Origin of the sequence: Bacillus sp. FSL M8-0063, assembly GCF_038005545.1 — a bacterium.
GTDB lineage: Bacteria > Bacillota > Bacilli > Bacillales > Bacillaceae_G > Bacillus_A > Bacillus_A wiedmannii.
The window spans coordinates 1-25,734 of sequence record NZ_JBBOTJ010000006.1 but is presented as its reverse complement, the minus strand read 5'-3'; the positions used below and the strand labels follow the sequence as shown (position 1 = coordinate 25,734).

Genomic DNA, 25,734 nt, shown 5'->3' with positions numbered 1-25,734 from the left:
CACTTAGTCGCTCATTTGCGACTTCCTTATGTTAACATCTTCGTTAATTAATGTCAACTAAGTTTTTCATTTTGTTTGCCGCGTTCTGCGTTATTGCATCGGCGACTTGTTCTATATTACACCTCTATACTCTAATCGTCAACATATTTTTCTAAAAAATATAAAAAGGCTTATTTCTTTTAAAATAAGCCTTTTTATCAAATATCATTCTATTCATTTATTATTTTTCTATAATTGGTAACGAAACGATAAACTGAATAATACCATCCTCATATTCCGCTCGAATACTGCCACCTTGCAACTCAACAATACTTTTCGCAATCGCTAATCCAAGTCCCGATCCTTCTGTTACTCTACTTCTAGATTGATCCTTCTTATAAAATCGTTCAAACAAACTCCCTAACTCTTCTCTCGTAAACCCTTCACTATGATTCGCAATTACAATTTGTATATCCCGGCGCTGCCTTTGAAGAGAAACTTTTATCTCCCCATCATCTTTACTATACTTAATCGCGTTCATTAATAAATTATCAAACACACGAACCATCTTTTCCGAATCAACCGCTGCATAGGCACGTTCCTCAGGAAACTTCTTAACAAACGTAAGTCCATGCTCTTCTGCTTGCGGTACTAACTCTTCTATTAATTGCTCCAATAACTCATTTATACAAACCTCTTGTTTTTCTAATATAACTTGCTCATTTGTTAACTTCGTATACTCAAATAAATCTTCTATTAAATTCTTTAACTGCTCCGACTTCGCAAAAGCAATTCTCGTATACTCATCATGTTGTTCTTTATTTTCATATTTAGAATCTCGAAGTAATCGCAAGTAACCCATTATAGAAGTCAGTGGTGTACGTAAATCGTGTGACACATTCGTAATAAGCTCATTCTTTTGCTTCTCTAATTTACGTTCCTTTTCTATATTATTCATAAGCTCTTCCGCCATATTATTAATATTCTCAGTTAAAGACGCAATCTCATCTTCACCTTTTTTCTCAATACGATACGCTAAATTTCCTTTTTCTATTTCCTTTACACCTTGCGCCATCGCTTCAATTTGCTTCATCTTTCTCTTTGTTATATAGAAGAAAGAGAAAATAAATACAAGTACACCTATGAAAAATGGAAACGGTCCTTCTTGCGTATCATATATTACTTCACCTTCCGGAATGCCACTAACAAACATGTATAAATTCTTATCTTCTATTGTAATAGGTGCAAAAGCTATAAATTCTTTTCTTGTACTTTCAAATTCTTTTCTACCATTCATATAATTAATCGCAAACGATGATGCATTACGAATTGTATTATGCAAATCAATTTGTTCTTCTTGCGCCTGCTTCGTCTTATATAAAACTTTTCCACTCTCGTCAGTAACCAACACTTTTAAAGCTCTAGAGTTTTGTTCTAAATTTTGATTCTCTATTTCAATCATACTTGATATAGCTTCTAATTTATTTTCATGAACCGAACTATTTGCCACACTTTGGGCTTGTTGATTAATTTGCTCCATACCAGACCGATAATCGATTGTCGCCTGCCGATTCGCATTCTCAAAAAAAGGTGCTGCTGCTTTTGCTGACAAAATCCCTAACAACGCACAAGCAGTAAACGCAGTAATAAGTTGAATGCGTACACTCCGCTTCACCCTCTTCACTAGCTTTTCAATTAATTCTCTAGTTTTCCTAATATAAGTAAATGGATTAAATATCTTTTTCAATCTTATATCCCACTCCCCATACAGTTTTTATATATCTAGGCTTCCTTGGATTCTCCTCAATCTTCTCACGCACTTTCCGAATATGAACCATTACCGTGTTATCCGACTGGAAAGATCTTTCATTCCAAACCTTTTCATAAATTTGTTCCGCACTAAAGACCATACCCGGGTTACGAGCTAGTAATTCTAAAATTGAAAATTCCCTCGGTGTCAATTTCACTTCTTCTCCATCCACAATAACTTTATGGGTTGAAATGTTTATTTTCATCTCTCCAATTTCTAACTCGTCCTCATTTTGAATAGCAAAACCATTCATCTTCATATAACGACGTAACTGAGATTTAATTCTTGCGATTAACTCTAACGGATTAAATGGTTTCGTTACGTAATCATCTGCACCTGTAGTTAATCCTAAAATCTTGTCCATATCTTGCGTTTTCGCCGAAAGCATAATAATCGGCATTTCTTTCGATTCTCTTACTTTCATACACATATGAATACCATCTACTTTCGGCATCATAATATCCAATACGACTAGATGCACTTCATTTTCTTCTAATAGGCGTAATCCTTCTTCACCATCTCCTGCTTGCAATACTTTATATCCTTCATTCTTTAAATAGATTGTAATTAAATTTCGAATTTCTTTTTCATCATCTACGACAAGTATTGTTTCGTGTGCCACAATATCTCCCCCATCACTTTTTTAATCCCTAACTTCTATTATAGGAAAACTTCTGAAGAAAAACGCTCGGAAATCCTTAAGATTTTCTGAAGACGCAAAAAAGGTCTAGACTCCCCTTAAGTCTAGACCTTTCAAAAAACCCCTTTTATTTACGAACGTAGATGAAATATAGTACGAATAACACTCCCATAACATACATAATTGGATGAATCTCTTTACGACGACCACTTACTACCATTGTAATTGGATAGAAGATAAACCCGATTGCAATCCCTGTCGCAATACTATACGTAAGTGGCATTGAAATGATTGTAAAGAATGCTGGTACTGCAATCTCGAACTTCTTCCAATCAATTTCGCCTAAAGATGAAACCATTAAGATCCCTACAATAATTAAAGCTGGTGCCGTTACAGCTGGTGTTACAACGCTTAATAATGGCGAGAAGAATAGTGCCAGTAAGAAGAACCCTGCTGTTACAACTGCTGTAAATCCAGAACGTCCACCCGCTGCTACCCCAGCAGAAGATTCAATGTAAGACGTTGTTGTTGATGTACCTAAGATTGCACCGATTACAGTTGCAATCGCATCTGCAAATAATGCTTTTCCTGCACGTGGTAATTTATTGTTCTTCATTAATCCAGCTTGATTCGCAACCGCTACAAGTGTACCTGCTGTATCAAAGAAATCGATGAAGAAGAACGTTATAATAACAATCACCATTTGAACAGTGAAAATATCTCCGAAGTGAGTTAACGCCACACCAAACGTTGGTTCTAGACTCGGTATTGCTCCCACTACCGCTTTCGGAGTATCAATTAATCCTGTCGCTACTCCTAAGATTGCTGTAAGAATCATACCGTAGAAAACTGCACCATTTATTTTCTTAATCATGAAGATGATTGTCGTAACAACCCCGAAGATTGCTAGTAACGTTGTGCCCTTTGTTAAATCCCCCAACCCAACAAGAACAGCATCATTTTTCACGATAATTCCGGCATTTTGGAATCCAAGGAAGGCAATGAACAATCCGATACCTGCCGCTACTGCAAACTTTAACTCTGTTGGAATTGCATTAATGATTTTTTCACGAATACCTGAAGCTGTAAGAATAATAAAGATAATACCTGACATTAATGTTCCAGCAATTGCTGTTTGCCACGGAATACCCATCGTTAACACTGCCGTATAAGCAAAGAACGCGTTAATTCCCATACCCGGCGCCAAAGCAATCGGATACTTCGCGAAGATCCCCATAATTAACGAACCAATTGCTGCTGCTAATGCTGTAGCAACGAATACTGCACCTGGATCCATTCCTGTACCTGCTGGTAACCCTTTAACATTTCCAAGTGACAGCGTAGCAGGATTGACAAATAATACATAAGCCATAGATAAAAATGTCGTTAAACCTGCTATGAACTCTGTTTTATAATTTGTACCGAGTTCATCAAACTGAAAATAGCGTTTCATCTTACGTTTCCCCCGTTATATGATTACTCGCCGTAATCTCCCTAGCCCTCTTTTATCTATTAAAAATAAAAAAGGCTTCCATTGCATATACATGGAAGCGTTCTATGAATAAAGACAAGTTTCCCCTCATCTTTATCTAAACGCCTCGTAGTCAAGCCATTTACGGTAGCTAGGTAGAAACTTTCGGGCCATATCCCCGATATTATACGACGGCATAATATTCACTTTTCGTTTGAATTACATACTCATATTAACTCGAGGAGGTGGTTTTGTCAATTTAAAAACGAACATTTTTATAAACTTTTATAATTTCGTTCGTATTAAGGGTAAAAATACAAAAGATCCATCTATGCATGAGCAATAGATGGATCTTTTTTTATAATATTATTCCCACTCGATAGGGCGGGTAGGGTTTTTAATGTCTACTGTTACTACATTTCTAAGATAATTCAACTACTTTGGAGACAGTTTTGGCGACAATCTGTTCACCGCTTGATTACCAACAAAAGCAAATTGTTTGCTCGTTGCAGTTTCAATTTTGATAATACCTGCCATTAATTCGGCGACAGCATCATCAATACCACGCCATAGATGAGCATAGTGTTTTAATGTAATTTCTGGTGAACTGTGCCCGAGACGCTTTGAGACAATCAAGACTGAAGCATTTAACTCATTGATAAGAAAGCTTACATGAGAATGACGTAGTCCTTTCGCCTGTATTACGGTAACACCTGCAAGCTTCGCATAACGAGTAATAATTCGAGCAATAGTTGATTTAATCATGGGTAAACCATCATAGGAGAAAATGAAATCCATATCTCCGTATTGCGCTTGTCGTTCTTTCCATACACGCAACACTTCAATCGTATCATCATCTAATGCAAGAACCCGTTTTCCATCAACTGTTTTCGTATGATTTTTCCTATTGTAAATCTTACGACTCTTAGAAACTAGCATATGATGAACACGAAGCTGTTTTTTCTCAAAATCAACATCATTCCACCATAAAGCAGTTCCTTCGTTAACACGAACACCTGTCATATAGTAGACCCACAACATTACAAAGCACAAATGCTCATAAAAATCTTCGGTATAAATCTTTGATATTACTTTTTCAAATTCGTCTTTCGTCCAGTAAGCAACATCCGTTTTCACTTTAGAAATGGGTTTCACTTGTTGAGCAACATTCTTATCAAGGTAATTGAGCGTAACCCCAAATTCAAGAATTTTCTTCAACATTCCAAACACCAGCGAAGCATAAGACTGTGAATACCCTGCCCCATTCTTATCCATAAGCCACGTTCTGAAAAATTGAATATCGTGTAAAGTAATTTTCCGTAATGGCTTCTTCCCAAAACGCCTTAATAAAATTTTCATAGATGGATTTCTGGACTCAAATGTATCCTCCGTCACTTCCGTCTTATAATGTGGAATATAGACATTGTTCATGAATTGTTCGAAAGTCATGCCATAATCTGAATAACCTTGAGTTTGCAAAAAATCATTTTTTACACGAATAGCTTCCGTATAGGCTTCTTTTGCTGACTCAAATTTCTTTCCAGATTGCGACTTGCGCCCTTTACGCTTGATACGTTTACCTGTAATTTTGTCCGTACCTAAGCTTACTTCATAATAGAAATTCCCTTTGTCATCTTGGTAAACATCTTGATAGCTAGTTTTTGGCAAAATTATTCCTCCGTTTCGGACAACTCTACATCACCGATAACAGATTTTACTGCCTGTAACGGAGCGACTGAAACACGTCTCCCCGCATAAAACTCATACCCTTGTTGTACCATAAAATGCTTTGCTTGTCGAAGAATGGAGGAAGCAGTATAGGGCGGAAACCCTGCCTTAATAAGCGCTTCCTTATCTACTAACATTTTGCTCATCAATGTCCCCCCTTTTCTAATCTAGAATTGCTTTTTGGCTTATCTGAGTTGTACCTTCTTGAATCTAAAAGCTTGGCGAAGAAATAAGTTTTATCAACAATTAAAGTTAGAAGCATGGAATTATTTTTTCTTGCGTATGATACAAGTTCCTCAAATTCAGTAAAATCATTTTCTTCCACAATGTCTATGACCTCGTTCAAAAACGAACCACCTTCTTGTTCCATCAAGAACTTTGCTAGATCAAAGCCACACCCGCTTTCTATTTCCTCAAGCGAATATGGTGTCTTGTCTGGATTCTCTGCATGTGTGAAATAGGAATACATGCCTTTAGGGGACATCACAACCTCAACGTGAGCAGGTCCATTTAATTTGTTGCTTATCATTTCTGAAACTTGTGAATAACTTTTGAGTGAGTCGAAGAAAAAAGCACCATGTTTATGAGCCTTCTTAACCTCCCCTGTTTCTATATTTACGTCCTTATCGTGCCATGGGCTCAATACAAATGGGACATGCATTTCTTCTAAAATCTCTAAATAATTATCTGGGGTGCTTTCCTTATATAATAAGAAAGCCCATTTACTACTTCGTTTATCTTTCTTTTTATTCATAGGCGCCCTTCCTTGATTATTGATTATTGATTCCACAGGGGTCGTAGTAGCCCCGTGGAATGACCCATAGATTAGATTAATTAAGCGGAGCTTCCTTGCTTCTGCCTAAAGGCAAGCAAAAGCTCCGCTATTATAATTTGAAATTCGTTCCTTCTAGTTTCAGCCAATGTTTGTAACGCTCAAAATTAGAGAATACACAATCAGGAAAGCGACTTGTGATTTCTTCACGAATAATATCTTTCGCTTCCATGATTGACTTCTGAGCTTGGAAATTGTTTGGGAGTTTTATCATGAATACTATATTGTCGTTACGAATATCAAGGATTGATTTTTTTATCGCCTTATTATGCTGTTCTATTGTGAGTTCGTTTTCACCCTCGTATTCGGTTTGTCTAGCTAAAAATCTCCGCAGGCGGTAAGTTACCCAAATTGATTTCCCACAATTCACAGGTGAATCCTTTGCTATTCTCCAGATTAATTCTGGAAGGACTAGCAATAGCAAAAGGAGAAAGCAAACTGCATTCAATCCATCAAGAGTTTTGGAAACAACTTCTAAGCACATAGAGAAAAAATGTGTGTATTGAATAAATGAAGAATTCGTTTCAGTCTGCAAAAACTCCGATATCATCTTTATTGGAATACGCACAACTAAGATTAGTAGCGAACAAACTAGCAAAAAATAATTAGTTTGAAACGTTCGTATAAAATATGTTTTTTTCATCGGTTAGGTTATTCCTTTCGAGTCGTTAAATGTCGGAGTTAAAAGCGGCACAATCTGAAACGGATGTTCCGAGTCTATTACTTGTATCAAACCCGTCCCAATACCTTGAGGAATAACTATGCCTGCTATGTCAAGGTCCGGAAACAAAAACTGAGTTGTCTTACTATTAATATTGCCGACTTGAATCAAAACATTAATTTGTTCTCTGCAAGAGATTGGAATTGCATTATTGTCAAATCTTTGCGAAACAAGTAGGAGATGAACTTTTGAAGATCGTCCCAGTAATGATATTTGTGAAAGTAAGCTGAAAAATGCTTCTTTAATAGGTTTTGCAACGCCCTCACTTAGAGCAAGAACCTCGTCTATCACAACTATCATGTGCTCAAAGTCAGCTTGAGGATTGTTATATAGTACTTGTTGCCTCTGGAGAATCAATTCAAGACATTGACTTAGCTCATTATTTACTGCTGAAACGAAATCTGACTTGCTTCGATTTTCACTCGGGAAAATTACTTTAATTCCATTGTCCCTCCCCCATCTACTAGGCATATCAAATTTTGGATCTACTATTACCAAGGTAGAGCTCTTTTTCAATACATAAAGAAAATAAGTGAGAGCATATGATTTCCCAGAACCAGAATTTCCTGCGATAGCAATACTCGTAACTTTATTCAAATTTATATTAAAGTTTTCCATAACTGGAATTTGATTCAGCGGCAATTCGGAAACAAAACGCTCAATATCTGGGATAATTAGACGTTTCGATATACCTTTATTCCATGGAAAGAATAGAGCACGCTTTACATGAATGTCCTTTGTATCAAGTGGTACAAAATAAGCCCCCGACTGCTTTATCAGTGTATAGTCTGGATATAAAACCGCATTGCTGATAAGATAGATTTTCTGGTATAGCTCGTCATCAACAACATAGCTAGCAGGGAGACGAGGGATGAAGAAAAATCCTTCATCCGCCACTCGAACATCAAATGAATTTGTGTAAGAGGTCTCTCCGTTGATCTGCAGTGCCATATTCAGAGCTTGGAGCAAGTAGCCTTCAAGTTCTGTTTTTTTCATCATTTAACTACTCGAACTCCTTCTGAACGGAAGTAAACATTTGAACGAATCTCGATTGCTTCGAGCTTATCAAGTTTGACTTCTGAAAGAAACGGTGGGAGTATAGGCTTCTTAACGAATTTAACTGCAAATGGATTTACACCATCTTGAGAGAAATAGAGTTTATAACCTGTAATTTCATCCATACGTTTTCCATCAATCCAGTTGTATTGAACCTCGATTTCAGAAGATACGTTTATGATTGGTTTCTCATTTGAAAGATATTGTTGAGCTATTGCTTCATTGTAAGAGTTAGCAGAATTTCTAATTTTCATGGGCTTAGACCCTCCTTTAGTGAGTGGTGGACTATCAGTAACTAGACCCCTGTGTGTCAGAATTGTTTGCAACCAATTCCAACATGAGACCATCAAATGTTTACTGCCATTTGATATTGAAATTATTACATCTTCCTTTAATTTAGGTGTGGGTATTAAAAATAGAACATAAAAAAAAGACCCCCACACTTAGTGGAAGTCAAAATGATATATTTACTATTTTTAGGAGCTGTGTGAGTTAAATGTTTGATTCAAGGAAATTTGATAAACACAATCCACTCACGAATGGCAAAAAAGCTTTTTCTACAAAAATATCAAGCTTTTTTGGTAATCCTACAAATGTCAGAGTTTGGGCTCCATCTTTATGTGATACAGGTTCATCCTCAATATATTCACCAACCCTATCCTCGTTGTCGAATTCAAAATATTCAACTCTATTGAAGGTAAAGTCAATAAATCGGTCTTTAAGTGATTTATACTCCGCATTATCAAATGGAACAATGCCAAGTATCAAATCACGATTTGATCGGTAGAAATTTCTTATGTCTATTTCCGTTGCAAGAGGTGTTCCCATCCAGTGTTTTTGATAGTTTCTGTAAGTTTGTGCTTCCAAGAGTAAAGTCGTGAATAATTCTTCGAAGTATAAGTCAACATCATTTCCCCAATACAATTCATTAACATCGGTAAAATCTAAATTTTCCATAATTGCTTCTTGAATTGCAGGGGTCAATAAGTACTTATTATTAACTGTTCTCTTACATGCCATGACTTTTCCAATAAGCTTACTATCATTAGGATAAAAACCGGTTTGATTATTGTATTCAGGATTTTTCTTTTCCCAAGCTAAATACTTTTCACTTATTCGTTCTGAAGCTAATTTATATATCATTTCACAAGATTTTTCATACGGTCTGTCTTTACTTTTTCCCACCATATTAATCACCCTTAACAAGATGTTCGGACGTTAACACAAATGTTTCTTCAACGGCAGCAGAGTCAGTAAACTCCTGTACATCAGTTATTTCAGCTAGTTGTGCCATAGTCTTTTGACCATCGCCCTTAGTATAGAACTTTAATCCACTAATTCGAACATTTTTCTCGTCATCTTCAAACTCCATTTCAGCTTGATTATCGGTCATATAAAGTAAGAGATCTTGTTTCCATAACTCATTCACAAACCTATCACCACTCATACCTTTTGGTTCAATAAAGATTTGGAAGTAAAATTCGCTATCTTGTAAAAACAAAATAAAATCTGGTTGGAATCCTTGCAAATGCATATCCACTTTTTCTCCTGCACGATTGATCCGTGAACCATACTGATGGAGCTTTAGTTTTTCAGTCTTTACGGACTCTCGGTGCATATTCTCGTCCATTCGGAACAGATAGACTGCTTTGTTATACTTTTCTTTAAGTTTGTTAACATGAGCTTTAATACGTTCAATAAGCTCATATTCCAATCTATTAACAATTGCACGTTCATATACATAAAAATCATCATCAATCTCATAAACGTCAACTTTTTGTAATGGATTATTTAAAAGATTAACCGTGTCATATTCAGGTTTTCGTTTTTTATAGTTTGTCAAATACTCACTTAATGGATATCCCACAAATTTATTTGTTCCCCGTTGTTTGAAATAACCAGACTTAAATTTCACTTCATATTCTTTCAAGAGGTCGATTGTTACTTTCAATATCTCCTCTGGAGAAATATCAGTCGACTGATATTCAATTGGGACAGTCAAAAATAGCTTCATTTTTCTAGCATTAAGCCACTTTTCTCCATAGATGAAATCATTCATAGAGTTGAGTAGAGGAAGATAATTCTTCAAATTCTCAAACTTATAAAACTCTAATCGTTGAATAGCTTTCTTAACGTAACGGACATCAAATTTCTCTATCCCGATTGTTTTTGTCTCTACTCCCTCAACACTAGAATTATATGAAACTTCACGTCTTCCATAGTTTAAACTTCTTGAAATATCTGTTTTATGAATTATTCCATATTTTTCAATAGAATCAAACCACTCATCTGAAACGTCTTCAGACTCATTATAATAAATTTTCCCTGTCTTATAAGTTTCTGTTTTCTTAAAAGCAGATTTCAGTTTGATTTCGATAGGTGGATTTTTCTTATCTTGACCCGTTGGTAAATCCATTTGTTTCAATGAACTCACAAGTTGTTTCAAATATTGCGGTTCATTCATGGTATGGTAGTGCAGAGTTTCCAATAACAGTTGTTTGTTTGATGTATCATTATCAAATCTACGCTTATAACTCTTATTTCCATTAATTTCAAATGGATAATATCTTGCCCCACGTCCAATTAATTGAGCTTCTACCATAGTAGCGTTCTTATTAGTACCTGCTTCTTTTTCGATACGAACAATATCATACAGATTGAGTACATCCCATCCCTCTGTCAGTTTTGCCACAGCAAAGACTACTCTATATAGATTATTAGGACTTTCTAAGGTGTTTAAAGCTTCATACTGTCCTTTTTCAAGCATATTTCCACTGGTATCATTGGCATTCAAAACATTTCGTGGGTCAAAATCTTGTTTTATCTCGCGAACAATCTTTGCTAAATCATCTTCTTTTTGCAGGTAGTAGTTATAAGCTACTTCAAGCGCAGAACTTTCATTACTATCCAATAGTTGCTGACGTTTGATGAATGACACTAAATCATTCACATTTAGGTTGGCTATGAGTTCATTAAATACCTTTGTGGCTTCAAGTGAGATATCAATTTTTGGCGATTTGAACATTATCACGGGCTTAAAGGATCCCGTGACACCCTCTGCATAGGCACGATATTTTCGATATTGGGAAAGTAATATCACATTTAGCATTTTATCTTCGTCACTTGCGGATGTTTCAATACGCTTAACCTGCTTTGAATAGCCTTTAAACATGAATTGGTTTAGTGGATAACGATAAACGACTTTATCACGATATTTGTTGTAAATTGCTTCCTTCTCGAATTCCACTGTCGCCGTGAACTCTAACAAGAGATTCTTTTGTTCTTTATCATCCCTAGCCATTAGAATCTTGTTGATAGCAAATTCCCATGTGTTCTCGGCTTCTTTCTCTGACTTTGTACTTGCTGAATAGTGGTGAGCTTCATCAGCTAAAACAACCACAGGATGATTTTCATAATCAGATATCCCCATGGTGTTCTCTTTTAATACAAACAAATCATCTGATACCTTTTGAACGGATGCAAGTTTGATATAAATAGTATTATCTTGGCGAACAAGGGGAAAACGCTCAACTTGGCGAATCTGGATGCGTTGTCCATCAATCTCAATTTTCTTTTGAAACAGATATTTCTCACTATTTTCATTTATCAAATTATCCTTCGTTTTCATAAGTACCGAATTTGTATTAACTGTAAACAAGAAATTTTGATATTTATGTTCCTGATAAAGGTAAAGAATTAGACCCGCCATCAAATCCGTTTTTCCTGAACCAGTCGCCATGTTAAATAGAACGTGTTGCGGGCTTGGCTTAATCTGAGTTTGTGTATAGTGGTAGTTTCGCATTGCTTCATCTTGATAATCACGCAATGTATGGGACAAATTTTGATTGATATACTCTGGAATTACATACCCTTGATGTTGGCTCAATATATCATACTCTGCTTTTTTCGCCTGCTCAGTTAATGGGAATTTGCGAACATTAGCAGGAGCTTTCTTTGCTCTTGCCATGTTACTCACCACCTTCATAGAACGCTTTATTAAAGACATAATCTTCATTGGAAATTAAATCACGAACATTCTTATCATCAATCTCCGAATAGTTATAATAAAGCCCATTTTTATCGAGCAATTTGATTAATAGACGTTTATTGTTATCGAATCCTTCAGCCCAATCAATCTTTGATAAATCAGCACGGAAAGAAATATCAGCAGGTTCTTCTGTATCAGTTCCTTGGAGCATACGTTCATAAACTGATTCAAGCTCCTCAATTGTCTTTGAGTGGATAACATCTTGAAGATAGCCCATATTTTTCGGGAACAGTTCAGCATAGACAAATGAACCTCCGCCTTGCCAGTTAACGTCTGCGGAAATGCCAGAAGGGTCTCCATTCACCACATTTTTAAGACGTTCCACAACCTTATTCCATTGATCATCAATTTGCTCCATTCCAATAAATCTTCTATTCATTTTCATTGCTGTAGCTTGAGTTGAACCTGAACCCATAAAGAAATCAAGAACTATATCACCTTCATTAGTTGTCATTTCTATTATTTTACCAAGTAACCTTTCTGGTTTTTTACCATTTGGAAGTTCTACTTGACCTTCTTTACTAACATTTTTTGTTTCGTTTACAAAATTCCAAAGGGTTCCAGTACGATCTTTTTTCATTAAAACACCATCTATTTCCTCAGTGGTATCTTTTAACCAAGCAAACAGTCTAAAATTATCACCTGAATAAAATTGTTCATATAGAGTTCCTTTATTCCGTCCACTCTTAGGTGTATATTCTATTGATATAAGTTTATTTGGTTCATTAATTAGTTCGTTGTATTTTTCCATAACTCTAGGACGTATAGAACTCTTCATCGGCATTTGAGTTTGGAAAATGTCATCACTATATTTTGCGTAAACCTCTTTTTCAGTTAACCCTTCATTTTGAATTAACCAATTAACAGAAACTATCTTATAATCTTCACGAATATATATTTTAATTTCATCATCACTTCCATCGACGGTTGAGCCAATGTATTTTTTTTTCCCACGATCTATAATTACTGAAGTGTACTTCCAAGAACGACCTTCATCACGGTATGTTTGAACCAGTTCATGAATTGGTGTATAAGAATAACTTTCATTAAAAGGTTTAACAGAATCCCAATTTTTAGAGTATATTGTTAAAAACTCTATATTTTTACTCAATCGCTTTTCATCAATACTATGTGCGCCAGCAATATTTTTAAACAATACAGCTACAGTATTAATGTATTGTTCTCGTCCAAATACGGAATCCATTAAAACTTTTAAATATGCTTGTTCCGAATCATCAGTTTGCACAAAAATATAACCATCGTCTGAAAGTAACTCTTTAGCAATTTCCAAGCGATTTTTCATAAAGGTCAACCATGCAGAATGATTGAATTTATCATTATAAGCAAATGAATCTGAACCTGTGTTATAAGGCGGATCGATATAGATAAGTTTTACTTGTCCAAAAAATTTTTCTTTAAGAGTATGTAAAGCTAACAGATTATTTCCTTTGATAATCAGATTGTCTTTCTCCTTACGGAAAGAAACAATTTCATTATCCTGCTGTGCAGTACTATTGTCGCCAAAACGTTTTACATTTACAAATACTTTCTTATCTAATAAACGGTCAATTTCATCTTTCTCAATAACCTCATTTAAGAAGGCATCATCATAGCCATCTTCTTTGTCTTCCTTTGTCATGGAAGCTGTGAGAACACCATCTTTGAAAGGAAAGTCTAGGACTACATCTTCGCTATCTTTTAGGAATTTCCCTTTGGATGCCAATCCAACTCGATTTTCATACTTGGTATAGCTTGTATCCCAATAACCATTATAGAGAATGGCTTCCTCAAGTTGTTCAATTTGAAATAGCTTTTGCCCTGCAACTTCCTTGATAAAATGTTGTTTGATAAATTCCACATTAAATAACTTGCTAAACAGTGCTTCATCATAATTCCGTAAGTCATCCGTGAGTTTTGAGCGGTTTAATTCCGCTCCAACAAAATACTTTCCACCAAAAGAAGATAATGCTATTTTTAGTTCATCAAAAATTTTCGGTTCAATATTTCCCATCTTGTTCATCCCTTCTATGCTTTTTTCTAATTATAACATTGAACAAAATTTCTCATAAATAAAACATAAATAAAAACTCCCACCGACAATCATTCGGTGAGAGTTTTTGGCGACAATCTTGGAGACAATTCAAAAGAATTTTGGTCTCAGAAAGTCATATGAGTTTTACCTAAACGGCGTAAAATCAACTTTTTTCAGTGTTTAAAGTGTCGCTTGACTATTCCCACTCAATAGTTGCTGGTGGCTTACTTGTTATATCATACACGATACGGTTAACGTGTTTTACTTCGTTTACGATACGTACAGAGATTTTCTCTAATACGTCCCAAGGGATACGTGCCCAGTCAGCTGTCATACCATCGATAGAAGTTACTGCGCGGATACCTACTGTGTAATCGTAAGTACGCTCGTCACCCATAACACCTACACTACGCATACCAGGAAGCGCAGTGAAGTATTGCCAAACTTCGCGGTCTAAGCCTGCTTTAATAATTTCTTCACGTAAAATCGCATCAGATTCACGAACGATTTCTAATTTCTCTTCTGTGATTTCACCTAATACACGAATACCAAGACCAGGGCCTGGGAATGGTTGACGCCATACGATTTCATCAGGAATTCCTAATTCTGATCCTAATACACGTACTTCATCTTTAAATAACGTGTTTAAAGGCTCGATTAATTTGAACTGCATGTCTTCTGGAAGACCACCAACGTTATGGTGAGATTTAATTGTTTGTGCAGTTGCTGTACCACTCTCAACGATATCTGTATAAAGTGTACCTTGTGCTAGGAAGTCCATACCTTGTAATTTAGAAGCTTCATCATCAAATACGTAAATGAATTCATTACCGATTATTTTACGTTTTTGCTCTGGATCTTCTACACCTTTTAACTTGTTCATGAAGCGTTCTTGTGCATCCACTTTAATAACGTTCATGTGGAAGCCTTCGCTGAATGTTTTCATAACGCCTTCTGCTTCACCTTTACGAAGTAAACCGTGGTCAACGAAAATACATGTTAATTGGTCGCCGATTGCTTTATGAATTAATACTGCTACAACAGAAGAGTCTACACCGCCGCTAAGTGCGCATAGTACTTTTTTGTCTCCAACAGTTTCACGGATTTTCTCTAATTCTACTTCGATAAAGTTCTCCATGTTCCATCCTTCAGAACAACCACATGCGCCGAATACGAAGTTTTTAATTAAATCGTTACCGTGCTCAGAGTGACGTACTTCTGGGTGGAATTGTACACCGTATAAGTTTTGCTCTTCATTGCTCATACCAGCAATCGGACAAGACTCACTTGTCGCATCTACTACGAATCCTTCAGGTAAACCAGTTACTAAGTCGCCATGGCTCATCCATACAACTTGCTCTTCTGGAAGGTTCGTATATAATTTTGATTCGTTCTCTACTTTAAGAACAGCTTTTCCGTACTCACGGTGGTTTGCACGTTCTACTTTCCCACCGAAGTGTTGCGTCATAAGCTGCATACCGTAACAAATACCGAAGATCGGTAATCCTAGTTCAAAGATTTTTTCATCACAATGTAATGCGCCTTCACCGTATACACTATTTGGTCCACCAGAGAAGATAATCCCTTTTGGATTCATTGCTTTAATTTCTTCTGCAGTAATTGTATGTGGATGAAGTTCACTGTATACACCGAACTCACGAATTCGACGTGCTATTAACTGATTGTACTGACTCCCAAAATCTAAAACGATAATTGTATCATGCTGCTTCTTCAAAATAATCACCCCAACGTTAGTTCTCGTATATAAATATTTTTACCAATTAGGCAAAAAGCATTACTAATATAATAAAAAAAGCCAGTCCTCCGCCTCTAGTCTCATAACAAAGAAAAGGCAGGGGTCTGGCTTTATAAAGAAAGATAGTCTTCCGCTCTTTATAAATATAAGACGCACTGCCTTCATAGTCAGGTTGTTTACGGTAACCCGGTAGAGACTCTCAAACCATATCATCGAGGATATATGAAGGATTGTTTTATATTATCTTCCTAGATTCTAACAATGAAGTATCGATATGGTCAAGAGAGAAAGCGACAAAATTCTACAGAAATTAATTTCCTTTTCTAAAAAACATAAAAAAACATCCATTTCTATATAGAAATGGATGTTTTTCGAGCAAACGGAATTACATCATTCCGCCCATACCGCCCATGCCCATGCCGCCCATGTCAGGCATTGCTGGTGCATTTGGTTCTGGCTTGTCAGCTACTACAGCTTCAGTCGTTAAGAACATAGCTGCAACAGATGCTGCGTTTTGAAGTGCAGAGCGAGTTACTTTAGCTGGATCTACGATACCAGTTTCAAGCATGTTAACCCACTCGCCAGTAGCTGCGTTGAAACCAACGCCTACTTTTTCGCCTTTTAGACGCTCTACAACTACAGATCCTTCTAGACCAGCGTTGATTGCGATTTGACGAACTGGCTCTTCTAGTGCGCGAAGTACGATGTTGATACCTGTTGCTTCGTCGCCTTCAGCTACGATAGAAGCTACTTTCGTGTATACGTTCATAAGTGAAGTACCACCACCTGCAACGATACCTTCTTCTACTGCTGCGCGAGTTGAGTTAAGTGCATCTTCAATACGAAGTTTGCGCTCTTTTAACTCAGTTTCAGTTGCTGCACCTACTTTAATTACTGCTACGCCACCTGCAAGTTTTGCAAGACGCTCTTGTAATTTTTCACGATCGAATTCAGAAGTAGTTTCTTCTAATTGCGCGCGGATTTGGCCAATGCGAGCTTCGATTTGTTGTGAATTTCCGATACCTTCAACTACAGTTGTGTTTTCTTTTGTTACAACAACTTTACCAGCGCGTCCTAAAGATTCAATTGTAGCAGATTTTAAGTCACGACCTAATTCTTCAGTGATTACTTCGCCACCAGTTAAGATTGCGATATCTTCTAGCATTGCTTTACGACGGTCACCAAATCCAGGAGCTTTAACAGCTACTACATTGAATGTACCACGAAGTTTGTTCACTACTAATGTAGCTAAAGCTTCGCCTTCTACGTCTTCAGCGATGATAAGAAGTGGTTTACCTTGTTGTACCACTTGCTCTAATACTGGTAAGATTTCTTGGATGTTAGAAATCTTCTTATCAGTAATTAAGATGTATGGGTTATCAAGAACTGCTTCCATTTTGTCAGAATCAGTAATCATGTAAGGAGATGCATATCCACGATCAAATTGCATACCTTCTACTACGTCTAATTCTGTTGTAAATCCTTTAGATTCTTCTAAAGTAATAACGCCGTCGTTACCAACGCGCTCCATTGCTTCAGCGATTAATTGACCAACTTCTTCGTCAGCCGCAGAAATAGCAGCTACTTGTGCGATAGAAGATTTACCTTCGATTGGTTTAGAAATCTCTTTTAATTCTGCGATTGCAGCAGTAACAGCTTTTTCGATACCTTTACGAAGACCCATTGGGTTCGCACCAGCTGTTACGTTTTTAAGACCTTCACGAATCATAGCTTGTGCTAATACAGTTGCAGTTGTCGTTCCGTCACCAGCTACATCATTTGTTTTGCTAGCAACTTCTGCTACTAATTTTGCACCCATGTTTTCGAATGCATCTTCTAATTCGATTTCTTTTGCAATTGTTACACCGTCATTTGTAATAAGTGGTGAACCGAATTTTTTCTCAAGTACAACGTTACGACCTTTTGGTCCAAGCGTTACTTTTACTGCGTTTGCAAGAGTGTCGACACCGCGAAGCATCGAACGACGTGCTTCTTCACTAAATTTAATATCTTTTGCCATAATAATTGACCCCCTTGATTTTTTTAAGATTTATATAATTAACCGATAACTGCTAAAATGTCACTTTCACGTAAAATCAAGTAGTCAGTACCTTCATATTTCACTTCAGTACCTGCATATTTTGAGAAGATGATAAGATCACCTGCAGCTACCTCTAAAGCAACACGCTCACCATTTTCAAGCACTCGACCAGTACCTACTGCAATAACTTTACCCTCTTGTGGTTTTTCTTTTGCAGTGTCTGGTAATACAATACCACTTGCTGTTTTTTCTTCTGCTTGAACAAGCTCAATTACAACGCGATCACCTAATGGCTTTAGCATGAACAATAACCTCCTCATTTTGTTATGTAAATTTTATTTATTAGCACTCAAGTCACTCGAGTGCTAACACACTTATAATAATAAATAATCTCAATTTCTTTTGCAAGTAAAAAAATCATAATTTTTTCGCAAATTAAGCTATACACTTTTCTATATAGAGTCCCTCTTCTTCTACCTTTACCATATGAATCGTTGTTTCCACTACTCGTATGTTACAATATGAAAGGACACCCTAAGTTGTTTTCGCTATACACACAACTTTCTCCTGTCTTCTATTATAATTTCAAATAAGGATTTACGAAAAAAACATAATTTAAGTGAAGTTTATATCGTAGGTAGCATACTTACATGTTATCCTACCTTATCTCATACACTAGAGTTAGAAAGGATGGTTAAACCATTTGAAAAAACAATATTGGTGGGTTATCGTTACATACATTTTAATGCAGTTATCATCCATTGCTGGATTACCACTTCTGCTGAAAACTGGACTTTATGATAACAGGGGATTTACTAGAGAAGAGAAATTTCAACTCATAACTGGCCACTGGGCAATCATTAGCTTCTTTATTGCATTATGTATCGTACTTTGGTTACTTAGAACAGATATTCGTGACAGACGTTTAGATACAATGCGCTCTACTGTTCCAGCTACGATTGGTTGGATTTTTATCGGGTTCTTCCTAGCATTTTTCTCACAAAGTATTGCCGGTATGATAGAAATGCGTGTATTAGGAATTAAACCTGGATCAGAAAATACAGCAAGACTTATGGATATCGCAAGAACGACACCTTGGTTCCTTATCGTCATCTCTATAATAGGACCTATTTTGGAAGAAATCGTATTTAGAAAAATTTTATTTGGTACACTTTATAAGAAGTTTAACTTCTTTATCGCTGCTATCATTAGTTCTCTTGTATTCGCAGCAATTCATTTTGATTTCACTCACTTATTGGTATACACTTCTATGGGACTCGTATTCGCCTTTTTATATGTAAAAACGAAGCGTATTATCGTCCCTATCGCAGCTCATGTTGCAATGAATACATTAGTTGCAGTTGCTCAAGTTTTAATGAGCAATGAACAAATTCAAGAAATGATTAAAGAAGCTGAAAAAATGCAAGGCTTTATCGGAGGATTTTTAGTATGAGGAACTCACCATTGTTCATGGCTGCATTGTACTTCCTTCTAGGATGTATCTTTACACGCTTCGCCATTACGAACGTAACAGATACAATCTGGAATATGTGGACAATACTATTTGCAGTTATGGCAACAATTGATTTTAATTTGGCACTTCGCCTTATATTAGTTAAATTCACAAAGAAAAAACAATAATAAAACGCAGAGGTCGCTTCCTCTGCGTTTTATTGTGGATAATTCTTTAAAAAGTAAACGAGTGTTTGTAACTCTACCGCTAAATCAATATGGTGAATTCTTATATTATCTGACACATTTAAGCGCGCTGGTGTGAAATTTAAAATACCATGCACGTTCGTTTCTGCCAATCTATCTGCTACAGATTGTGCTACTGTAGCGGGTACTGTTAATATTGCCACTTGTATATCAGTTGATAAACGTTCTTCTAATTCATCTAAATGATATACAGGAATGCCCCCGATTTCTGTCCCGACTTTCTCTTCACTAACATCAAACGCCATTTCAATTTTTGTATTATTGTTTTTCGTGAAATTATAATGTAAGAAAGCGGTCCCTAAATTACCTACTCCAATAAGTGCTACACGTGTTATATCATCTTGGTCGAGTGTTTCACGGAAAAATGATAATAAATAATTTACGTTATATCCATAACCTTTTTTCCCTAACGCTCCAAAATACGAAAAATCTCTTCGAATCGTTGCGGAATCAACTTTTACCGCTTCGCTCAATTCGGCTGATGAAACACGTTGCTTACCAGAAAGAGATAAGTTTTGGATAAATCGATAGTATAGAGGCAATCGTTTGGCAGTGGCCTGTGGAATTTTTTGCTGCTCCATATAACCTCTCCTCTCTTCCTATCTTTATTCATATACTTGAATCAAATACAGAAGTTTAGCACTCATGAATTTCCCTGTATAATAAAGAGAAGAAGTATTCTCTCTTTATTTTAAACTATACACTATTTTTAGTATGATTGAGAAATATAAACATGGCAAAGTTAAGAAATTATTTGAGGTGAAAACATTGATTTTATTACAAGTAAACGCGCTTACGAAATTATACGGTGCAGAAACGATTCTTGCAAACATAAAATTAGAAGTTCAAACGAAAGATCGTATCGCATTAGTCGGACGAAATGGGGCCGGAAAATCTACATTATTAAAAATAATAGCTGGTGAGCTATCTCATGATGGTGGCGAAATTATAAAACCAAAAGATGTCTCAATCGGATATTTAGCTCAAAATACCGGGTTAGAAACGTCTTTAACAATTTGGGATGAAATGTTAACCGTCTTTACACACTTGCAGCAAATGGAGACAAAACTTCGAAGGCTAGAGCAAGAGATGGGAAAAGAAGAAAACTTTTCAAACGAGGCTACATATGAAAGATTATTAGCTGATTATGACCAATTGCAATTAGATTATAAAGATCAAGGTGGATATCAATATGAAGCAGATATTCGCTCGATTTTAAGTGGTCTTGGCTTCCCAGTTGAAACGCACCAGACGACGATTTCTACATTAAGTGGTGGACAAAAAACACGATTAGCTCTCGGTAAATTATTATTAACGAAACCAGACCTACTTATTTTGGACGAGCCTACAAACCATTTAGACATCGAAACATTAACATGGCTTGAACAATATTTACAAGGCTATCCTGGCGCAATACTAATCGTTTCCCATGACCGTTATTTCTTAGATAAACTCGTTACACAAGTATATGAAATTTCGAATAAAGAAAGCAGACGATTTGTTGGTAACTACAGTAAATATTTAGACTTAAAATCAGCATTATACGAGCAAGACATGAAACGTTATGAAAAACAACAAGATGAAATCGCTAAGCTTGAGGATTTCGTTCAAAAAAATATAGCTCGCGCATCTACGACAAAACGTGCGCAAAGCCGTCGTAAACAATTAGATAGAATGGAATTATTGACTAGACCATTAGGTGATTCTAAGTCAGCATCCTTCCACTTCGATATCGAAAAACAAAGTGGAAATGATGTTTTACAAGTAAAGGATGCAACTATCGGCTATGATGATGATCCGATTATTGAACATGTAACTATGCGCTTAACTCGTGGGGATAGCGTTGCTTTAGTTGGTCCAAACGGAATTGGGAAATCCACATTATTAAAATCACTTGTGAATAAGTTACCACTATTAAATGGTCATGTTTCTTTCGGATCCAATGTATCTGTTGGTTATTATGATCAAGAACAAGCAAATTTAACATCTTCTAAGCGAGTTTTAAATGAGTTATGGGATGAATATCCATTGCAGCCCGAAAAAGAAATTCGCACGATATTAGGTAACTTCTTATTCACAGGGGATGATGTACTAAAACCAGTATCTTCTCTTAGTGGTGGACAAAAAGCTCGATTAGCTCTTGCAAAACTTATGATGCAAAAATCGAATTTATTAATTCTCGATGAACCTACGAACCATCTTGATTTAAATAGTAAAGAAATTTTGGAGAATGCTTTAATTGATTATCCAGGCACCCTTCTATTTGTTTCACATGACCGCTACTTTATTAATCGTGTAACGACGACCGTTGTTGAGTTGTCAACAGAAGGTGCACAAGAGTATTTAGGCGATTACGATTACTATGTGGAGAAGAAAAATGAAATGATTGAACGCGCAGCATTTGAACAACAAGAGCAGCAAGAAAACCAAGCACCTGTTCAAAAAACTGTAGCTCAAGAAAAATTAAATTATCTCGAAGAAAAAGAGCGTAAACAATTAGAACGTCAACGCACTCGAAAAATTGAGGAACTAGAACAAAATATTGTAGAATTTGAAGAAGAAATTGCTACGTTAGAAGATCAACTTTGCTTACCAGAAATATACGCAGATTATGAAAAGGCTAGTGAAATTACAACGAAAAAGCAAACACTACAAGAGCAACTTGATGCTTGTATGGCAGAATGGGAAGAATTACATTTATAAGAGTATGAATAAGAAGGATGTCTCATAAGTCGGGATTTTTGACTATGCGACATCCTTTTTATCTTCTAGCTGGGGTATAAACGCTTCGACAAGACGTACCGATTTACCGACAAAGTTTGACAACGTTGGCTCGCCCCTATAATAAGGGCACATTTCAAAATGTTTTTTAGAGATATCTTCTTGCGATTTATTTCCCAAAAAAAGAATACATTCAAAGGTCAGACTTCACCTACTTTATCCACAGGTTTATACACATATCCACCTTTATAAAATAAACTCCAAAATAACTTTTCCACATTATCCACAATACCCAAAAAAGTTATCAACATTTTATATACACAATAAAACCCATATTATCAACAGATAATATGGGTTTTATCCACAAGCTGTGGTTAATTTTGTGCATAACTATGCTTCAATATCTAATCCTGGATTTGCATTTAAAGCTAATGTAGCACGTTTTCCTTGTTCATATGCAATTGTACCTGCGGCTGCAATCATCGCTGCATTATCGGTACATAAAGATAGTGGAGGAATAATTAGCTCAATATTTTCTTTTGTCGCAAATTCCGCTTCCAAACGTGCGCGAAGTCCTTTATTCGCAGCTACTCCACCAGCAAGAAGAAGTTGCTTTACGTTATATGCTTCTGCTGCACGAGATGCTTTCGTTACAAGCACATCTATTACACTTTCTTGGAAACTTGCCGCTAAATCTTCCGGTGCAATTTCTATCCCGCGTTGTTTTGCGTTATGCACAGTGTTGATAACTGCTGATTTCAATCCACTAAAACTGAAATCATACGAATCAGGTTCTAGCCATGCACGAGGCAAATCGATTGTCGGTTCCCCTTCATGTGCAAGGCGATCAATATGAGGACCACCTGGATATGGCATGGATAACGTTCGAGCTACTTTATCATATGCCTCTCCAGCTGCATCATCTCTTGTTTCACCAATCACTTCGAATGAACCATGTTCTTTCATATAAACAAGCTCCGTATGTCCACCAGATACAACAAGTGATAGTAGTGGGAATTGAACTTCTTTCACTAAACGGTTCGCATAAATGTGCCCAGCGATATGATGAACACCCACTAAAGGAATATCATGTGCAAAAGCCACTGCTTTCGCTGCATTTACCCCTATTAAAAGCGCTCCTACTAAACCAGGTCCTTCTGTTACAGCAATTGCATCAATATCATCAAATGTGATATTTGCTTCTTTTAAAGCTTCTTCTAACACAACTGTAATTTCTTCTACATGATGACGAGATGCAATCTCTGGTACAACTCCGCCAAAACGTTTATGACTTTCAATTTGTGATGCAACGACATTCGCAATAATTTCCGTTCCATTTTTAACAACTGCTACTGCTGTTTCATCACAACTTGTTTCAATACCAAGTATAATCGTATTTTTTTCCATTATATATTCACCCACATTACGAGACCATCTTCCTGATTGTCTGCATAGTATCGTTTACGAATTCCACCATTTTGAAATCCGTATTTTCTGTATAACTGTTTTGCTACTTCATTTGATACACGTACTTCAAGTGTCATCGTTTTTACTCCTAAATCTTTCGCTTCGGAAATAACTTCTTTCAATAAAGCATCCCCTAGCTTTTGACCTCTGTATTCTGGCAAAATAGCTACATTTGTTATATGTGATTCATCAATAATTATCCACAATCCACAATACCCAATTACACGACCATCTTTTTCTAGCACAACATAATGTGCATGTTCATTCGTCGTTAACTCACGGTGAAAGGCATCTGCAGTCCAAGGAGTTGAAAAAGACGCTTCTTCAATAGCTACAATTTGAGCGATATCACCGAGTTCCATCTTTCTAAATACCATATCCATCTTCTGCAAGCTCCTACTTGTTTTGACTTTCTAACCACTTTGTTTCGGCTTCAGCTAAACGAAGATAACTAGGAACAAATGAATGTACGTCTTGTTCCTCTTTTTGTAATCCTAAGAACGCCAACTCACTTGGTCTTGGGTTATTTTTAGTAAAAGGAGCAAATACAGCTTGATTGCCTAAATGTTCTATTATTGTTTCTTTGTGCAATTTAACATCGTTACCAATAAATAAAACCGGCTTTCCTTTATCTTTTAACATTTGCAACCAGTCTACAATAAGGATGATTCGGTCTTCTTCTATAGAAGTTAAATGCTCTCCTTCATATGTATATAACCCAGTATAAATTTGTCCGCGTCTTCCATCAAATAAAGGACAGATTAATCCATCAAAATTAGCACCGTTTGCAGCCACTACTTCTAAACTTGATACACCTACAATTGGTATTTGAAGTGACCAAGCTAATGTTTTTGCAGCTGTCACACCTATACGAACACCTGTATATGATCCAGGTCCAGCAGCTACAACGATTTTAGTTAATTCTTTCGGTTTTACACCACATTCTTTTAACAATTTCTCTACAGCTGGCATAAGACGTACAGAATGGTTTTTTGTTAAGTTTGTAATGATTTCCCCAATTACGTTTCCTTCCTCAATAAGGGATACACCCATTACGTAATTTGAAGTATCAATTGCTAGTACTTTCATCTTGTAATAGCTCCTCACATAATCTAATATATCGATCTCCAATTGGCTCGAGTACAATTTTCCTTGTATCATCTCCAGCATGGAATAAACTAATTTGTAACTTCTCATTTGGTAAAAATGCTTCTATTAAATGAGCCCATTCTACTACGGTAATTCCTTCACCGTAGAAATACTCATCAAAACCTAAGTCCTCTTCACTTTCCGCTAAGCGATACACGTCCATATGATATAGCGGCAATCTCCCTTTATATTCTTTAATAATATTAAAGGTAGGACTATTTACAACTCTTTTCACTCCAAGACCTTTTGCTAGCCCTTTTGTAAAAGTTGTCTTACCAGCCCCTAGATCTCCTTCTAAAATAATTACATCTTGTGCACCGACAAGTCCACCTAGTTTTTCTGATAATCTTTGTGTTTCCTCAGAAGAGTTTGTTGTTATTTCATATTTACTCACAGACTTCACCTACTTTACTCACAATGTTCTCTGCTCTTTATTATACAGGTTTTGAATATATAAAAAAGTCCTTAGGAGTTTTCCTAAGGATAGTTTGACTGTCTTTATTAGTTTTTTGTTAAAACAAATAAAAAAATACGAAACAACATGTTTCGTTCTTTTCTTTATAT

General features: G+C 36.2%; 23 protein-coding genes and 2 riboswitches. Of the genes, 3 read left to right on the top strand and 20 right to left on the bottom strand.

The annotated features are described in order from the left end of the window. Positions 1 to 220: 220 nt before the first annotated feature. From MKX31_RS28885 to groES, 15 genes are all read right to left on the bottom strand, one after another. A complete protein-coding gene (locus MKX31_RS28885) occupies positions 221 to 1,726 on the bottom strand; it encodes a sensor histidine kinase (RefSeq protein ID WP_340982001.1) in 1,506 nt (501 codons plus the stop codon). Next, positions 1,710 to 2,411: a response regulator transcription factor gene (locus MKX31_RS28880; RefSeq protein ID WP_064475196.1), complete on the bottom strand. Its 702-nt coding sequence runs from the start codon at positions 2,409 to 2,411 to the stop codon at positions 1,710 to 1,712. Before MKX31_RS28880 ends, MKX31_RS28885 begins: the two co-directional genes overlap by 17 nt. 145 nt (positions 2,412 to 2,556) lie before the next feature. Next, complete coding sequence (locus MKX31_RS28875; protein ID WP_000833102.1) at positions 2,557 to 3,882, bottom strand: NCS2 family permease; 1,326 nt, start codon at positions 3,880 to 3,882, stop codon at positions 2,557 to 2,559. Between the two features lie 128 nt (positions 3,883 to 4,010). Further along, a riboswitch (purine riboswitch) is annotated at positions 4,011 to 4,112 on the bottom strand. A gap of 223 nt (positions 4,113 to 4,335) precedes the next feature. Beyond that, the gene (locus MKX31_RS28870; protein ID WP_340982000.1) at positions 4,336 to 5,568 is read right to left on the bottom strand and encodes a tyrosine-type recombinase/integrase; all 1,233 of its coding nucleotides are present in this window, start codon (positions 5,566 to 5,568) and stop codon (positions 4,336 to 4,338) included. A gap of 2 nt (positions 5,569 to 5,570) precedes the next feature. After that, on the bottom strand, positions 5,571 to 5,774 hold the full coding sequence (locus tag MKX31_RS28865) for a DUF3173 family protein (protein WP_340981999.1): 204 nt from the start codon (positions 5,772 to 5,774) through the stop codon (positions 5,571 to 5,573). Continuing rightward, positions 5,774 to 6,382 carry a replication protein gene (locus tag MKX31_RS28860; RefSeq protein ID WP_340981998.1) on the bottom strand — a complete coding sequence of 203 codons (609 nt, stop codon included), beginning with the start codon at positions 6,380 to 6,382 and terminating at the stop codon, positions 5,774 to 5,776. Before MKX31_RS28860 ends, MKX31_RS28865 begins: the two co-directional genes overlap by 1 nt. A gap of 130 nt (positions 6,383 to 6,512) precedes the next feature. After that, entirely contained in the window at positions 6,513 to 7,103 is a 591-nt protein-coding gene (locus MKX31_RS28855; protein WP_340981997.1) for a hypothetical protein, read from the bottom strand. Positions 7,104 to 7,106: 3 nt separating this feature from the next. After that, positions 7,107 to 8,180 (bottom strand): cell division protein FtsK, encoded by a 1,074-nt coding sequence (locus MKX31_RS28850; RefSeq protein ID WP_340981996.1) that lies wholly within the window; start codon positions 8,178 to 8,180, stop codon positions 7,107 to 7,109. Then, positions 8,177 to 8,491: a hypothetical protein gene (locus tag MKX31_RS28845; protein WP_340981995.1), complete on the bottom strand. Its 315-nt coding sequence runs from the start codon at positions 8,489 to 8,491 to the stop codon at positions 8,177 to 8,179. Before MKX31_RS28845 ends, MKX31_RS28850 begins: the two co-directional genes overlap by 4 nt. A gap of 238 nt (positions 8,492 to 8,729) precedes the next feature. Continuing rightward, the gene (locus MKX31_RS28840; protein WP_340981994.1) at positions 8,730 to 9,425 is read right to left on the bottom strand and encodes a hypothetical protein; all 696 of its coding nucleotides are present in this window, start codon (positions 9,423 to 9,425) and stop codon (positions 8,730 to 8,732) included. 1 nt (position 9,426) lies between these two features. Further along, positions 9,427 to 12,204: a DEAD/DEAH box helicase family protein gene (locus MKX31_RS28835; protein ID WP_340981993.1), complete on the bottom strand. Its 2,778-nt coding sequence runs from the start codon at positions 12,202 to 12,204 to the stop codon at positions 9,427 to 9,429. Position 12,205: 1 nt separating this feature from the next. Further along, entirely contained in the window at positions 12,206 to 14,296 is a 2,091-nt protein-coding gene (locus MKX31_RS28830; RefSeq protein ID WP_340981992.1) for a site-specific DNA-methyltransferase, read from the bottom strand. A gap of 217 nt (positions 14,297 to 14,513) precedes the next feature. Continuing rightward, positions 14,514 to 16,052: a glutamine-hydrolyzing GMP synthase gene (guaA, locus tag MKX31_RS28825; RefSeq protein ID WP_132136588.1), complete on the bottom strand. Its 1,539-nt coding sequence runs from the start codon at positions 16,050 to 16,052 to the stop codon at positions 14,514 to 14,516. A 165-nt stretch (positions 16,053 to 16,217) separates the two neighbouring features. Continuing rightward, positions 16,218 to 16,319: riboswitch (purine riboswitch) on the bottom strand. A 139-nt stretch (positions 16,320 to 16,458) separates the two neighbouring features. After that, entirely contained in the window at positions 16,459 to 18,093 is a 1,635-nt protein-coding gene (gene groL / locus MKX31_RS28820; RefSeq protein ID WP_001029984.1) for a chaperonin GroEL, read from the bottom strand. A gap of 38 nt (positions 18,094 to 18,131) precedes the next feature. Beyond that, positions 18,132 to 18,416, bottom strand: a complete 285-nt coding sequence (gene groES / locus MKX31_RS28815) for a co-chaperone GroES (RefSeq protein ID WP_000917306.1) — start codon at positions 18,414 to 18,416, stop codon at positions 18,132 to 18,134. A gap of 401 nt (positions 18,417 to 18,817) precedes the next feature. Here groES and MKX31_RS28810 point away from each other — a divergent pair, with 401 nt between their 5' ends. Together MKX31_RS28810 and MKX31_RS28805 are read left to right on the top strand one after the other, a co-directional pair. Further along, entirely contained in the window at positions 18,818 to 19,567 is a 750-nt protein-coding gene (locus tag MKX31_RS28810; protein WP_000745348.1) for a CPBP family intramembrane glutamic endopeptidase, read from the top strand. Further along, complete coding sequence (locus tag MKX31_RS28805; protein ID WP_001246201.1) at positions 19,564 to 19,755, top strand: YdiK family protein; 192 nt, start codon at positions 19,564 to 19,566, stop codon at positions 19,753 to 19,755. The genes MKX31_RS28810 and MKX31_RS28805 overlap by 4 nt, the downstream gene beginning before the upstream one ends. Before the next feature lie 29 nt (positions 19,756 to 19,784). Here the strand turns inward: MKX31_RS28805 and MKX31_RS28800 are convergent, their stop codons facing one another. Continuing rightward, positions 19,785 to 20,414: a redox-sensing transcriptional repressor Rex gene (locus MKX31_RS28800; protein ID WP_000437704.1), complete on the bottom strand. Its 630-nt coding sequence runs from the start codon at positions 20,412 to 20,414 to the stop codon at positions 19,785 to 19,787. A 187-nt stretch (positions 20,415 to 20,601) separates the two neighbouring features. On the opposite strand from MKX31_RS28800, the gene MKX31_RS28795 reads away from it, so the two are divergent. Further along, a complete protein-coding gene (locus tag MKX31_RS28795; protein WP_218779097.1) occupies positions 20,602 to 22,536 on the top strand; it encodes an ABC-F family ATP-binding cassette domain-containing protein in 1,935 nt (644 codons plus the stop codon). 408 nt (positions 22,537 to 22,944) lie between these two features. Here the strand turns inward: MKX31_RS28795 and tsaD are convergent, their stop codons facing one another. The 4 genes from tsaD to tsaE are packed head-to-tail and all read right to left on the bottom strand — an operon-like array spanning position 22,945 to position 25,564. After that, positions 22,945 to 23,961, bottom strand: coding sequence for a tRNA (adenosine(37)-N6)-threonylcarbamoyltransferase complex transferase subunit TsaD (gene tsaD, locus MKX31_RS28790; protein ID WP_064475181.1), 1,017 nt, complete (start codon positions 23,959 to 23,961; stop codon positions 22,945 to 22,947). Continuing rightward, on the bottom strand, positions 23,961 to 24,404 hold the full coding sequence (gene rimI / locus MKX31_RS28785; RefSeq protein ID WP_064475180.1) for a ribosomal protein S18-alanine N-acetyltransferase: 444 nt from the start codon (positions 24,402 to 24,404) through the stop codon (positions 23,961 to 23,963). The genes tsaD and rimI overlap by 1 nt, the downstream gene beginning before the upstream one ends. A 13-nt stretch (positions 24,405 to 24,417) precedes the next feature. Next, positions 24,418 to 25,110 (bottom strand): tRNA (adenosine(37)-N6)-threonylcarbamoyltransferase complex dimerization subunit type 1 TsaB, encoded by a 693-nt coding sequence (gene tsaB, locus MKX31_RS28780; protein WP_064475179.1) that lies wholly within the window; start codon positions 25,108 to 25,110, stop codon positions 24,418 to 24,420. Further along, positions 25,091 to 25,564, bottom strand: coding sequence for a tRNA (adenosine(37)-N6)-threonylcarbamoyltransferase complex ATPase subunit type 1 TsaE (gene tsaE, locus MKX31_RS28775; RefSeq protein ID WP_000049636.1), 474 nt, complete (start codon positions 25,562 to 25,564; stop codon positions 25,091 to 25,093). Before tsaE ends, tsaB begins: the two co-directional genes overlap by 20 nt. Between the last annotated feature and the right edge of the window lie 170 nt (positions 25,565 to 25,734).